This is a genomic window from Streptomyces sp. CB01635 (genome assembly GCF_002803065.1).
GTDB lineage: Bacteria > Actinomycetota > Actinomycetes > Streptomycetales > Streptomycetaceae > Streptomyces.
Map to the genome: position 1 here is coordinate 165,062 of NZ_NNBL01000005.1, position 13,142 is coordinate 178,203.

The 13,142-nt window shown below is 70.4% G+C and carries 10 protein-coding genes; 4 read left to right on the top strand and 6 right to left on the bottom strand.

The genetic code is table 11. The annotated features are described in order from the left end of the window. Positions 1–18 precede the first annotated feature (18 nt). Together CG723_RS18140 and CG723_RS18145 are read right to left on the bottom strand one after the other, a co-directional pair. Positions 19–1,014, bottom strand: a complete 996-nt coding sequence (locus tag CG723_RS18140) for a carbohydrate ABC transporter permease (protein WP_100594475.1) — start codon at positions 1,012–1,014, stop codon at positions 19–21. Between the two features lie 11 nt (positions 1,015–1,025). Next, the gene (locus CG723_RS18145) at positions 1,026–2,339 is read right to left on the bottom strand and encodes an ABC transporter substrate-binding protein (protein WP_100594476.1); all 1,314 of its coding nucleotides are present in this window, start codon (positions 2,337–2,339) and stop codon (positions 1,026–1,028) included. 189 nt (positions 2,340–2,528) lie between these two features. On the opposite strand from CG723_RS18145, the gene CG723_RS18150 reads away from it, so the two are divergent. Beyond that, positions 2,529–3,812, top strand: a complete 1,284-nt coding sequence (locus CG723_RS18150; RefSeq protein ID WP_100594477.1) for an ROK family transcriptional regulator — start codon at positions 2,529–2,531, stop codon at positions 3,810–3,812. A gap of 16 nt (positions 3,813–3,828) precedes the next feature. On the opposite strand, the gene CG723_RS18155 is transcribed toward CG723_RS18150, so the two are convergent. Next, positions 3,829–4,233 (bottom strand): ACT domain-containing protein, encoded by a 405-nt coding sequence (locus CG723_RS18155; RefSeq protein ID WP_100594672.1) that lies wholly within the window; start codon positions 4,231–4,233, stop codon positions 3,829–3,831. A gap of 262 nt (positions 4,234–4,495) precedes the next feature. Here CG723_RS18155 and CG723_RS18160 point away from each other — a divergent pair, with 262 nt between their 5' ends. Next, the gene (locus tag CG723_RS18160) at positions 4,496–6,784 is read left to right on the top strand and encodes a discoidin domain-containing protein (protein ID WP_234374370.1); all 2,289 of its coding nucleotides are present in this window, start codon (positions 4,496–4,498) and stop codon (positions 6,782–6,784) included. Between the two features lie 36 nt (positions 6,785–6,820). On the opposite strand, the gene CG723_RS18165 is transcribed toward CG723_RS18160, so the two are convergent. Further along, the gene (locus CG723_RS18165) at positions 6,821–7,708 is read right to left on the bottom strand and encodes an oxygenase MpaB family protein (RefSeq protein ID WP_100594479.1); all 888 of its coding nucleotides are present in this window, start codon (positions 7,706–7,708) and stop codon (positions 6,821–6,823) included. A 157-nt stretch (positions 7,709–7,865) separates the two neighbouring features. Between CG723_RS18165 and CG723_RS18170 the strand changes: the two genes are divergently transcribed. Continuing rightward, on the top strand, positions 7,866–8,576 hold the full coding sequence (locus CG723_RS18170) for an alpha/beta hydrolase (protein ID WP_100594480.1): 711 nt from the start codon (positions 7,866–7,868) through the stop codon (positions 8,574–8,576). 61 nt (positions 8,577–8,637) lie between these two features. Here CG723_RS18170 and lysA read toward each other — a convergent pair whose 3' ends face one another. Beyond that, positions 8,638–9,912 (bottom strand): diaminopimelate decarboxylase, encoded by a 1,275-nt coding sequence (lysA, locus tag CG723_RS18175; RefSeq protein ID WP_100594481.1) that lies wholly within the window; start codon positions 9,910–9,912, stop codon positions 8,638–8,640. Positions 9,913–10,005: 93 nt separating this feature from the next. On the opposite strand from lysA, the gene CG723_RS18180 reads away from it, so the two are divergent. Then, entirely contained in the window at positions 10,006–11,589 is a 1,584-nt protein-coding gene (locus CG723_RS18180) for a PucR family transcriptional regulator (protein ID WP_159032475.1), read from the top strand. Here the strand turns inward: CG723_RS18180 and CG723_RS18185 are convergent. Further along, on the bottom strand, positions 11,570–13,045 hold the full coding sequence (locus CG723_RS18185; protein WP_100594483.1) for an APC family permease: 1,476 nt from the start codon (positions 13,043–13,045) through the stop codon (positions 11,570–11,572). The genes CG723_RS18180 and CG723_RS18185 overlap by 20 nt on opposite strands. Positions 13,046–13,142 lie beyond the last annotated feature (97 nt).

Below are 13,142 nucleotides of genomic sequence, written 5' to 3' on the forward strand. Positions count from 1 at the left end.
CCGCGGGAGACGGTGGGGCTAGCCACGGGAGACCTTCCTCCCTCGTGAGGTGAGCACCAGGTAGATCCCCGTCACCAGGAGCAGGAACAGCAGCAGGAGTACGGACATGGCCGCGCCGGTGCCGAAGTTCCAGGTGGCGAAGGACGACTGGTAGATGTGCACGGAGATGAGGTCGGCCGCCTCGGGCGCCGCCCTGCCGAACAGCACGAAGGGTGTGTTGAAGTCGTTGAACGTCCACAGGAACAGGACGAGTACGAGCACCTGGTTGACCGGGCGCAGCGAGGGAATCGTGATGCGCCGGATCTGCTGCCAGATGCCCGCGCCGTCCATAGCTGCGGCCTCGTAGAGCTCCTTGGGGATGTTCTGGAGCCCGGCCATCACGATCAGGAAGGCGAACGGCCAGCCCTTCCAGACCGAGACGGTCAGCAGCGCGAAGAAGCTGTTGTCTCCGATGAGCCAGAAGGGATGCCCGCCGGTGAGGCCGAGCTGGTCGTGGAGCACATGGTTGACCAGGCCGTTGTCCCTTTGGAACATGAACGCCCAGGTGATCACGGCCGCGTAGACGGGCAGTGCGTACGGCACCAGGAACAGGGTGCGCAGGAAGCCGCGGCCGGTGAACGTCTCCTGCATGAAGACGGCCGCCGCCGTGCCGAGGAGCCAGCACAGGCCGACCGACATGAGCGTGAAGACACAGGTGATCCAGAACGAGTGGAGCAGGGCCTTTCCGACTGGTGCGTTGAAGTCGACGGCCACGTCGAAGTTGCCGAGGCCGGCCCAGGGAGCCGCGCCCCAGTCCCGCAGATAGAACTGGGTCAGTTCCTTGAACGCCATGAAGAAGCCGATGGCGATCGGCAGCAGGTGGACGAGGATCTCGAGCAGCAGCGCGGGGAGCAACAGCAGGTACGGAAGTCCCAGGCGGCGGATGCGCCCGGGGCGGCGCGGCTTGCGCGTCGCCCCGGGGGTGTCCTCACGCACCGCCGGATCCCCCTTCGGGGAGTTCACGATGGTGGTCATGGGCACATCGCTCACTGACTGGCCATCTGCTGCTGAGCCTTGGTCAGCTCGGCCTTGACGTCAGCCGTGGAGAGCTTCTTGCCGTTCGCCGCCTGGGCGAAGAGGTTCTTGACGGCGGTGCCGACCGAGGTCTCGAACTGGGACTCGTCCGACACCTGGGGCAGCGCGGTGGCGCTGGTCGCGAGGGTCTCGCGCAGCACCTTGAGCTCGGGCCGGTCGAACGCCGGGTCGCTCTGGGCGGCCTTGACCGGCGGGATGGAGCCGTAGGTCTTGCAGAGCAGCTTCTGCTCGGCGTCGCTGGTCATGAACTTCACGAACTTCATGGAGCCGTCGATGTTCTTCGTGTTCTTGAAGACGGCGAGGTTGATGCCCGCCACCATCGAGTTGGTGGCCTTGCCCGCGCCGGGCGCACCCGACTGGACCGGCACCGGGGCGACGCCCCACTCGTCGTCCTGCATCCCCTGCGACTTGAACGTGGTGGCCGCGGCCTGCCACAGGACCATGGCGGTCTTGCCCTTGGAGAAGTCGCTGAGGGACTGGTTCTTCGCGTACTCGGCGTTGCCAGGAGCGATGATCTTGTTCGTGGCCATCATGTCGACGTACTGCTTGACGGCCGCGACCGCTGCGTCGTTGGTGAAGTCGGCCTTGCCGTCCGCGGTGAAGAAGTCGCCGCCGTGCTGCTTGGCGAGGACGAACACCTGGTGGATGTTGTTGGAGAGGTTGGAGCCCTCGGCCCCGAGTCCCCACTTGCCGCCCTTGGATATCTTCGCGCCGTCCGCGGTGAGTTCGTCCCAGGTCTTCGGCGGCTCGGTGATGCCGGCTTCCTTGAACATCGCCTTGTTGTAGTACAGGGCGTACGCCATCGAGTAGAGCGGTACGGCGGCCGGGTCCTTGCCCTGCGCGCCGGTCGAGCCGAGCGCCGACTCCACGAAGCGGTCCTTGCCGCCGATCTTGTCGAAGTTCTTCTGGTCCCACGGGACGAGAGCGCCGGTCGCCTGGAGCGAGGACGACCAGGTGTTGCCGATGTTGAGGACGTCGGGGCCCTCACCCGAGGTGGTCGCCGTGAGGATGCGGGTGAGCAGGTCGGACCAGGGGACGACCTCCAGCTTGACCTTGATGCCGGTCTGCTTCTCGAACTTGTCGAGTTCGGGCTGGAGGATCTTCTTGTCCGCCTCGACGTTCGGCCCCTGGTTGGACGCCCAGTAGGTGAGGGTCTTGGGCGACTCGTTCGATCCCTCGTCGGATGAACCCCCGCCGCAGGCGGTCGCAGCGGCCAGCAGGGAGACGACGACCGCGCTACTGGCGAGTGCTCGAATTCTTTGCATGGCTCCAGGTGTCCCTTCCTCAGGAGCGTCCAAGCCGGGGCGCGAGTCTGCAGGCCGAAGCGCTCGGCGTTCAGTTCCTGAAGTCACCCACGACTTAATTTAGGCTGTGAGTTAAACCGCGCGGAAAGGTCGCGTCAAGGGTTTGGGCAGGGGTACCTTGCGTCTGTCGCAGGTCAGGAAGGAGCCCAGATGGATCGGCGGAGCAGACGCACGGTGAGTGACCTGCGCAGAGCCAACCGAGCAGTGATACTGCAACAGTTGTATTTCGACGGCCCGACGAGCCGCCAGGCGCTCGGCCCGCTCACGGGACTGAGTTCAGGATCCGTCAGCAACGTGGTGGCCGAACTCGCCGCCGACGGGCTCGTGGAGGAGGCCGGCAGCCTGGACTCCGACGGCGGCCGGCCGCGCATCCTGCTCCGCGTCAGCCCGCACAGCGGCAATCTGATCGGCATCGACGTCGGCGAGACCCGCGTCCGCGTGGAGGTCTTCGACGTGACCCTCACCGAACTCGCCCGCGCCGACATCCCCTTGACGGGCGACGGGTACGACGTCGCCGTCGTCGTGGAACACATCCGCAGCGGCATCGAGCAGGTACTCGCCGAGGCCGGCGTACCGGCGGACGACCTTCTCGGGATCGGGATCGGCGTTCCCGGTGTCGTCGAGCGGGTCCCCGAGTCCGGGGCCGTCGTCCACTGCCAGACGATCGGCTGGGACGCGGTCCCGTTGGAGGCGCTGCTACGGGCTTCCTCCCAACTTCCGTCCACAGTGCCGTACTTCATCGACAACGGCGCCAAGACGCTCGGGCAGGCGGAGATGTGGTTCGGCGCCGGGCGCGGTGCGCGCAGCGCCGCGATCGTCCTCTTCGGCACCGGGGTCGGCGCCTGCCTTTTCGCCGACGGGAGGGGGCGGGCGCTGGAGTGGGGCCATTTGACGGTGCAGGCCGGCGGGCGGACGTGCCGGTGCGGCGCGCCGGGCTGCCTGGAGGCGTATGCGGGGGCCGAGTCCGTACTGGAACGGTGGCGCGAGGCCGGCGGGCAGCCGCCCCAAGGAGCCGACGAGGAGACCCAGTTGACGGCGCTGCTCGCCGCCGCGTGCCCGACGGACGGGACCGATCCCGACCCGGTGGCCTACGAGGTGATGGCGAAGACGGCCGAGTACCTGGGCGCCGGACTGTCCGACCTGATCAACCTCTTCCAGCCGGAGCGCATCCTGATCGGCGGCTGGGCCGGGCTGCAGTTCGGCTCCCGCTTCCTCGACGACGTCCGGAAGCACAGCACGAAGTACGCCCTGTCCTACCCGGCCGGAAAGGCCACCATCGAGCTGGGCAAGCTGGGCCCCGACGCGGTCACGGTCGGCGCGGCGACCCTTCCCCTGGAGGACTTCTTCGCCCGCGGCGGCCGCCGCGACGCCCCGGCCCGGGAACCGACACCGCCCGCCTGGCGCACGGCACTTGAGGGCCGCGTTCTCGGGTGACCCGTGTCCGGCCTCGTCACGTAGTGGCCGACCGGTGCGCGAGGTCTTGCAGCAGCGCCACCGCCTCACCCGCCCGCTCGTGCGGGACGAAGAGGTGGTCATGGTGGAACCCCGCCACGACGTTGCAGCTCAGGCCCGCGATGGCGAGCTCCTGGGCGACGGCCGCGGTCAGGCCCACGGCCTCCAGCGCCGAGTGGACACGCAGGGTGATCCACCCCGCCACGTAGTCGTGGGCGAGACCTGCCGCGTCGGCCTCCTCCAGCGGGACCACCAGCGTCAGGGCCTCCCGCTCGGCGACGGTCACCACGGGGGTGACGCCGGCCGGAATCGCGCCGTCGACGGTGGTGAAGACGTAGCGCCCGGGGTTCAGCTCCGGCCGCATGCCGCTCAACAGGGTCCGCAGATCCCTCTCACCACTCATGATCACCAGGGTAGGCGGACCGCCCCCTGGCGCGCACCCTGAGGTCACGCCCCCTCATAGAATCCTCTCGCGCCTTCTTACCAGGTGATGTCGTGGATTTTCACGTCCATATCAAAATCTTGCGCACACTTATGGCGATCAGCCCATCGGGCGCCCTAGCCTCTGAGCGTTCGCAGTGTTCCCACGAGCGACAAGGACCCCTTCCGTGGTGCACCCCCCGAGAAGTCATCTGCTCAGATATGGCATGGTCACGACATTAGTCATGGCGCTGACGGTGTCAGGAACGGCCACCGCCGTCGCGCTCTCCACCTCCGCCCCCGCGGCCAGGGCCGCAGCGGTCCAGGCCCCCTCCCCGCTCGACGTCAAGGACCGTGGCGCGGCCGTCCCCTTCAAGGAGCAGGAGGCCGAATACGCCGCCACCAACGGCTCGTTGACCGGCCCGGACCGCATCTACGGCAAGCTGCCCTCGGAGGCGTCCGGCCGTCAGGCGGTCACGCTGGACGCCGTCGGCGAGTACGTCGAGTTCACCCTCACCGCCCCGGCGAACGCGATGTCGTTCCGCTACTCGCTCCCGGACAACGCGGCGGGCACCGGCCGGGACGCGTCGATCGACCTCAAGGTCAACGGCAACCAGCTCAAGAGCGTCCCCGTCACCTCCAAGTACGGCTGGTACTACGGGGGCTACCCGTTCAACAACAACCCGGGCGACACCAACCCGCACCACTTCTACGACGAGACCCGGACCCTGCTCGGCTCGACGCTGCCCGTCGGCACGAAGATCAGGCTCCAGGTCGCCTCGGTCTCGGACTCGCCCTCGTTCACCGTCGACCTCGCGGACTTCGAGCAGGTCGCGGCTCCGACCGGCAAACCGGCCGGAGCGCTGGACGTCGTCGGCGACTTCGGCGCCGACCCCACCGGCGCCGCGGACTCGACCGCCAAGATCCAGGCAGCCGTCGACGCGGGAAAGGCGCAGAACAAGGAGGTCTACATCCCCGAAGGCACCTTCCAGGTCCGCGACCACATCGTGGTGGACAAGGTGACCCTGCGAGGCGCGGGCCCCTGGTACAGCGTCCTCACCGGGCGTGACCCCTCGGACCGCAGCAAGGCGGTCGGTGTCTACGGCAAGTACGCGGCGCAGGGCGGCAGCAGCGGCGTCACCCTCAAGGACTTCGCCATCATCGGCGACATCCGCGAGCGCGTCGACAACGACCAGGTCAACGCCATAGGCGGCGCGCTGTCCGACTCCACCGTCGACAACGTCTGGATGCAGCACACCAAGTGCGGCGCCTGGATGGACGGCCCCATGGACCACCTCACCATCAAGAACAGCCGCATCCTCGACCAGACGGCCGACGGTGTGAACTTCCACCAAGGGGTCACGAACTCGACCGTCACCAACACCTTCGTCCGCAACACAGGCGACGACGGCCTGGCGATGTGGGCGGAGGCGAAGCCCAACGTCGCCGACAAGTTCACGTTCAACACCGTGATCCTGCCGATCCTGGCGAACAACATCGTCACGTACGGCGGCAAGGACATCGTCCTGTCGGACAACGTCATGTCCGACACCGTCACCAATGGCGGCGGCCTGCACATCGCCAACCGCTATCCGGGTGTCAACTCCGGTCAGGGTACGGCGGTTTCGGGCACGATCACCGCGGCGCGCAACACGCTGATCCGCGCGGGCAACAACGACTTCAACTGGCGCTTCGGCGTCGGCGCGATCTGGTTCAGCGGCCTCAACGAACCCGTCGACGCGACGCTGAACATCACCGACAGCGAAGTCCTCGACAGCTCCTACGCGGCGATCCACCTCATCGAGGGCGCTACCAACGGCCTGCACTTCAAGAACATCCGCATCGACGGGGCGGGCACGTACGCCCTGCAGATCCAGGCGCCGGGCACCGCCACCTTCGAGAACGTGACGGCCACCCACATCGCCCAGAACAACCCCATCCACAACTGCGTGGGCAGCGGCTTCCAGATGACCCGCACCGGCACCAACTCCGGCTGGTACGCGGACCCGCCCGCCTGCACCGGCACGTGGCCCGACCCCGTGTGGACCAACGGTGGCGTGCCGCAGGGCGGCGGCGACCCGACCGATCCGCCCACCGATCCGCCGTCCGACCCGGGCAACCTCGCCAAGGGCCGCCCGGTCGCGGAATCCGGGCACGCCGACGTGTACAAGGCCACGAACGCGGTGGACGGTGACGCGGGCTCGTACTGGGAGAGCACGAACAACGCTTTCCCGCAGACGATCACCGTCGATCTGGGATCCGCCAAGGCGGTCAAGCGCCTCGTCCTGAAGCTGCCGCCCGCGGCGGCGTGGGCCACCCGCACGCAGACGCTGAGCGTGTCGGGCAGCACGGACAACTCCACGTTCACGACGCTCAGGACGTCCGCCGGCTACACCTTCAACCCGAACAGCGGCAACACGACGGAGGTCGCCCTGACCGGAACGCCGACCCGCTACCTACGGCTCACCTTCACCGACAACACCGGGTGGCCCGCCGCCCAGCTCTCCGAACTGGAGGCGTACACGGACCAATAGTGCGGGACGCCCAGGACCGGCCCCACCGACACCAAGTCAGCCCGCCGGTGGGGCCGGTAGGGGACGGTTGGGGGCCATGGCCCAGCGCACCAGCGAAGTGACGCCGCGGCCGAGCGGCCGTACGGCCACGGTGTCGACCAACGGCAGCCGCGGCAGCCGCAGTTCCGCCGCCGCCCAACTGGGCAGCAGGGAAACGGCGTTCGCGGCCAGAACGCCGTAGGGAAGGCGGGCGACCAGCGGCACCGGTGGGTTCAGGAGGAGGAAGCGGGCGGCGCCGCGCGCCTCGGGAGTCGCACGCAACTCACCCCGGTACACCGTGAACCGCTCGGCGAGCTCCGCCCGGTTCGTCGGCGGGTCCAGTACGCCGAGCGCGGTCGCGACCCGCGCCGCGTCGGCGACATAGCCGTCGTACTCGTCGCCCGTCAGCGGCTGGGCACCGTACCGCTGATGAGCCCGCAGGAAGCTGTCGACCTCCGCGATGTGGACCCAGCCCAGCAGGTCAGGATCCCCCGCGTGGTACGCCTCGCCCTCCGCGGTCACCCCGCGCACCCGCGCGTGGACAACCCGCACCTGGTCGCAGGCTTCCTGCGCGCCGTCGGCTGGGCCGTACGTCGTCATCGCCAGGAAGGTGCTCGTGCGCTGGAGCCTGCCCCATGGGTCGCCGCGGAAGCCCGAGTGGGCGGACACGGCGGCCATGGCGAGCGGGTGGAGCGACTGCAGCAGCAGGGCGGAGAGCCCGCCGATGAACATGGACGCGTCCCCGTGCACCGCGCGGATGGGGCGGTCAGGGCCGAACCAGCGGGGTCCGGGGGTTTCGTGGATACGGACGCGGTTCTTGGGCCCCTCCGGGCCCGCGACACGGGCGAAGAGGTTCTTTCCCAGCCGCTCCTGCACCCCGCGGCTGTCCGGTCCGGTCAGTCTCATGGTGACGTGACGTCCCTTCGGATTCGCGTATCCAGCCTACTTTGTCCGGTCCGGGAGGTCGCTCGTATCCATCCCGGCCACCCGGGGAGACTTCGCGGCGGTGGTGCGGCAAGGATGGGGTCATGATGCAGCATTCCGGCGGCCCGGAGGAACGGCCTTGAGCGCAACGATCCGCACCGTGACCTATCCCACCGGCAGGGAGCAGAAGCCTCTCGACATCCACAACTCGCCCCAGGCCGGGGGTCCTTGCGTCCTTCTGTGGCACGGCATCGGGTCCGACGAGCGCGACGTGATGATCCCGCTGGCCCAGGGCATGGCCGAGCGGGGCCTCACCGTCCTCGTCCCCGACTGGCGTGCGGACACCCCCGACGAGGGCCGCGCGCACCTCACCGATTCGTTGCGGTTCGCCCACGACTTCGCCGGCCCGTCCCGGCAGCTGGTCGTCGCCGGCTGGTCGGCGGGTGCGGGCGCCGCGTTGGGGGTGGCCCTGGACCCGGACCACTTCGGCGGCCCGAGCAGCAGGCCGCCCGCCGCGGTCGTCGGCATCGCGGGCGGCTACCGGCGCCCGGCGCGCACCACGGGAGCCGTGCCCCTCCAGGCGCTCGGGCGCGCCACGGCACGTGTGCCCGTACGGCTCGTGCACGGCACGGAGGACCCCGCCGTCCCCGTCGAGTCCTCTCGGGAAATGCACGAAGCGCTGCGCGCGCACGGCTGGGACTGCGCACTCAGCGAACAGGCCACCGATCACGCCGGGGTGCTCGGCTGCGTGTACAACCCGGTGGCGGGCCGCTGCGTGGGCGATGCCTCCGTCAGCGCCTTCTGCGAGGCGACCGCCGAGGTGGTGGCCGCGGTCGCACGGTCGCTCTAGGGCCATTCGTCCGGATCCGGGGACGGGGGCCATCGGACACCGCTCCCCTACGGGGGCACCGTCACTGGTCGCGGCGCAGCAGGTCCTCGTACGTCTCGCGGCGGACCACGGCGCGGGCCTCCCCGTCGCGGCAGAAGACGACCGGGGGGCGGCGGGCGCCGTTGTAGTTGTTGGAGATCGAGTAGCAGTACGCGCCGGTGACCGGTACCGCGATCAGGTCGCCGACGGCCGGGGCGCGCAGCGGTACATCGCGGATGAGGGTGTCGCCCGACTCGCAGTGCCGGCCGACCAGGTCGCAGGGCTCCCCGCCGCCTACGCGGGAGGTGACCGTCGCCTCGAAACGCTGGCCGTACAGCATGGGTTCGAGGTTGTCGCCCATGCCGCCGTCGACGGCGACGAGGGCGCGCGGGCGGCCCCGCTTGACGGTGACCGTGCGGTAGAGGGTGAGCGCCGACTCGGCGACCAGGGACCGTCCGGGCTCGATGATCAGCCGGGCGCTCGCGGGGAGGTGGGCGCGGGCCGCTTCGGTCAGGGTCCGTACATACTCGTCGACCGTCGGCGCCTGGTCCGCGTAGGTGTACCGGACGCCCAGGCCGCCGCCCAGGTCGTACACCGCGTGCTCGCCCAGCTCGCCGAGGGAGGCGATGGCCTCGACGGCGCGGGCGAACGGGGCGGTGTCGAGGAGCTGCGAGCCGACGTGGACGTGCACGCCGTCGAGGCGGAGCCGGTCACTGGCGCGCAGCCGGGCCGCGGCGCGCACCGCGTCGGGCACGGAGAGGCCGAACTTGGAACCGGCGTGGCCGGTGGCCATCGCCTCGTGGGTGTCGGCCTCGACGTCCGGGATGACGCGGATCAGGACGCGCTGCTCGTCCGTGACGATCTTCTCCAGGCGGTCGATGTCGTCGAAGTTGTCGATGACGATCGTGCCGGCTCCGGCGCCGACCGCCATGGCGAGTTCCTCGTCGGTCTTGGCGTTGCCGTGGACGACGAGCCGGGCCGGGTCGGCGCCCGCGGCGAGTGCGGCCACGAGTTCTCCGCCTCCGGCGACGTCCACGCCGAGCCCTTCCTCGACCATCACCCGGACGACGGCGGTGCACGGGAAGGACTTCGACGCGAAGACCACTTGTCCGTTCGGCCAATGACGCTTCAGGGCGTCCACGTACTCGCGTGCGCGGGCCCTGAGAGCACCCTCTTCGACGATGACGGCGGGGGTGCCGAAGCGCTCGGCGAGGTCGTCGAGGCGGCATCCGCCGACGACCATCTCGCCGTCCGGGGCGAGATTTGTCCCCTTCGGGAAGAGTCCGACGATATCTGAGATGGCGGTCGTGGCGCTCATGGGCGATGGCTCCTGTCCCTGGTCGATGGGCCTATCCTGGCGGCTTCCCCCGTCGCCTTCACCGGCGTCCCGCCCCAGGAATCGAGGCCCCCGTTGTCTGATCGGACAATCCCCGACGGCCGGGCCGCGGGCTCCTTGCGCCTGCTCGTCGGCTCCACCGGTCCCCTCCGCGCGCTCGCCACACCCGCCGGACTCGACGTCCCGGTGCGCGGCACGGTCATCCACGACCCGGGCGACCCGCTGCCCGCGGCCCCCTCGGCGCTGCTGCTGCTCGTCGGCGCGGACGTGGCCGATCCGCGTACGGGTACCGTGCTGCGGCGCGCGGCGGCGGAGGGGTACGCGGGGGTGGTCGTCAAGTGCCGTGGGCAGGAGGCGGATCGGCTGACGGCCGAGGCCGAGCGGTGTTCCGTGGCGGTCCTTGCCGCCGGCGACGCGGTCCCGTGGCGGTACGTGGACGCGGAGATCGGCTGCGCCCTCGCGGCGTACGGAGTGGGCGACCTGTCCCCGTCGGCCCCTGCCGGAACCGAGGAACTCTTCGCGCTGGCCGACGCGGTGGCCGCCGTGGTGGGCGGCTCGGTCGCGGTGGAGGACCTGGACCAGCATGTCGTCGCCTACTCGAACGTCCCCGGCCAGCGCATCGACAGCCTGCGCGAACGCGGCATCCTGGAGCGGCGGGTCCCTGACGACCCGGGCCAGCGGCAGCAGTACCGCGATGTGCTGGCGGCGCAGGGCGTGGTGCGGTTCCCCCGGGCGCGCGACGAGCTGGCGCGTGCGGCGGTCGCGGTGCGGGCGGGGACCCTGCCGCTGGGGACTCTGTGGGCCATCGAGCCGGAGGGCGGCCTGTCGGAGCAGGCCGAGTCGGCGTTGCGGGACGCGGCGCGGCTGGCAGCCCCGCATCTGCTGCGCGCGCTGAACGCGACCGAGGCCGAGCAGCGCGTGCGCCGGGACACTCTGCGGGCGCTCCTCGAGGGGTACGGGCCGCCGGCCGACGAGGCAGCGGGCCGGCTCGGGCTCGGCCAGGGGGAGAAGGTGTGCCTGGCCGCGTTCGCCCCGGACGAGGGCAGCGCCCTCGTCGCCCACCTGGAGTCGTCCCTGGTCCGGTACTGCGCGGCGCACCTGCCGTCGGCGACGGTGACGGCGTCGGCGCGTGCGGTGTACGTGTTGCTGACCTCGCTCTCGCCCGCCGCCGCACGGAGGTTCGCGGACGGTGCGCTGGGGACCGTGCGGGCCGCGCTGGGCACTCCGGTGCGGGCCGTGGTGACGCGGGCGTACCCGGACCTGCTGCGGGCCGGTGCGCTGCGGCGCGAGGCGGACGACATTCTCCGGGCCACCGGCGGCGGCCCGGGCGACGCGCCCACGGCCACCGCCGAGGACGTACGGCATGTGGTCCTGCTGAACCGGCTCGGAGACGAGCTGCGCCGGGAGCCGTGGCTGCGGCTGCCCGGGGTCGCCGCGCTGCTGGCGCACGACGGGGAGCAGGGCACCGACTACGCGGCGACGGTCACGGCCTGGCTGGACGCGACCGGGGATGTCGCGAGCGCCGCCGCCGGTCTGCGGGTGCATCCCAACACCCTGCGCTACCGGCTGCGGCGGGTACGCGAACTCTTCGGTCTCGACCTCGACGACCGCGAGGTACGGCTTGCCGCGTGGCTCGAACTCAGGCTTGCGCAGAGGTAGTTGTCACGATGGCCTCCTCTGCTGGAGCGCCCCGCCCACGCAGGGCGGAGTGGCGGCGGCCGAACGTCAGGTAGAGCACCGCCGCGAGCACCAGCCACACACCGAAGAGCACCCACGTGACGCCCGGCAGCAGCCACGCGAGGTAGAGGCAGGACGCCGCGGACACGATCGGCACGACCGGATACAGCGGCACCTTGTAGGGCCGCGGCGCGTCGGGGGCGATGCGGCGCAGGACGATGACGGCCGCCGCCACGGCCACGAACGCGACGAGGGTTCCCATGCTGGTCAGGTCGGCCAGGTACTGCAGTGGTACGAACGCGGCCAGCGCTCCGACGCCGGCCCCCACGATCCATGTGTTACCGACCGGGGTGTGCCGCTTGCGGTCGACGCGGCGGAAGACCTCGGGGACGAGCCCGTCGCGGGCCATCGAGAAGAGGATGCGCGTCTGCCCGTACAGGGTCACCAGCACCACGCTGAAGATGGACACCACGGCACCGGCCGACAGCAGCACGACGGGCCACCCGGCGCCCGTGACGTCGCGCAGGATCTCGGCGAGGACCGCTTCGCCCGCGTCGGCCTGCGCGCCGAACCGGCCGGCGGGCTGTGCGCCGACCGCCGCGAGGGACACCAGGATGTACAGCACCGTGACCGCGCCGAGCGTCAGGAGCAGTGCGAGCGGGATGGTGCGCCGCGGGTTGCGGACCTCCTCGCTCGCCGTGGCGACGGTGTCGAAGCCGACGTAGGAGAAGAAGACGGCGGAGGCGGCGACCCCGATGCCGGACGCGCCGTGCGGTGCGAAGTCGGCGAAGTGACCGGCGCGGAACGCGGTGAACGCCACGGCGACGAACAGCACGAGGACGCTCAGCTTGACACACACCATGACGGCGTTGAGGCGTGCGGACTCGCGCGTGCCACGTGCCAGCAGCAGGGAACAGAGCAGCACCACGACGAGCGCCGGGACGTTCACCACTCCCCCGGCGCCGGGCGGCTGACTGATCGCGTCGGGCAGCGTGAACCCGAAGAGCGCGTCGGTGAGTTCGTTGAGGTACTGCCCCCAGCTCACCGCCACGGTGGAGACCGCGACCCCGTACTCGAGAATCAGACACCAGGCGACCAGATACGCCACTCCCTCGCCGAGGGACGCGTAGGTGTACGAGTACGTGCTGCCGGCCACCGGGATCGCACCGGCCAGTTCGACGTAACACAGCGCGGCGAGCCCCGCGACCACCGCCGCGACGACGAAGGAGAGCACCACGCCCGGTCCCGCCTTGGGGACCGCCGTGCCGAGCACGAAGAAGATGCCGGTGCCGACGACGGAGCTGATCCCCAGCAGGGTCAGCTGCGTCAGCCCCATACTGCGCCGCAGACCGCCCGGCCCCGAGGCCTCGCCCTCCGCCTCGCCGATCATGCTCTCCAGCGGCTTGCGGCGGCACAGTTGACGGGCCGTCACGCGCATGAGTCCTCCTGGATGTCCCACGCCCCGCGGTGGATCGCGAGGGGCTGCGGGGGATGCTGCGGCACGCGGACCGCGCACTCAACGTCGGATCCGTTCA

Excerpts from the sequence above, each read along its gene's own strand:
- CG723_RS18140 (WP_100594475.1), bottom strand. The coding sequence starts at position 1,014 with ATGACCACCATCGTGAACTCCCCGAAGGGGGATCCGGCGGTGCGTGAG.
- CG723_RS18145 (WP_100594476.1), bottom strand. The coding sequence starts at position 2,339 with ATGCAAAGAATTCGAGCACTCGCCAGTAGCGCGGTCGTCGTCTCCCTG.
- CG723_RS18150 (WP_100594477.1), top strand. The coding sequence starts at position 2,529 with ATGGATCGGCGGAGCAGACGCACGGTGAGTGACCTGCGCAGAGCCAAC.
- CG723_RS18155 (WP_100594672.1), bottom strand. The coding sequence starts at position 4,233 with ATGAGTGGTGAGAGGGATCTGCGGACCCTGTTGAGCGGCATGCGGCCG.
- CG723_RS18160 (WP_234374370.1), top strand. The coding sequence starts at position 4,496 with ATGGCGCTGACGGTGTCAGGAACGGCCACCGCCGTCGCGCTCTCCACC.
- CG723_RS18165 (WP_100594479.1), bottom strand. The coding sequence starts at position 7,708 with ATGAGACTGACCGGACCGGACAGCCGCGGGGTGCAGGAGCGGCTGGGA.
- lysA (WP_100594481.1), bottom strand. The coding sequence starts at position 9,912 with ATGAGCGCCACGACCGCCATCTCAGATATCGTCGGACTCTTCCCGAAG.
- CG723_RS18185 (WP_100594483.1), bottom strand. The coding sequence starts at position 13,045 with ATGCGCGTGACGGCCCGTCAACTGTGCCGCCGCAAGCCGCTGGAGAGC.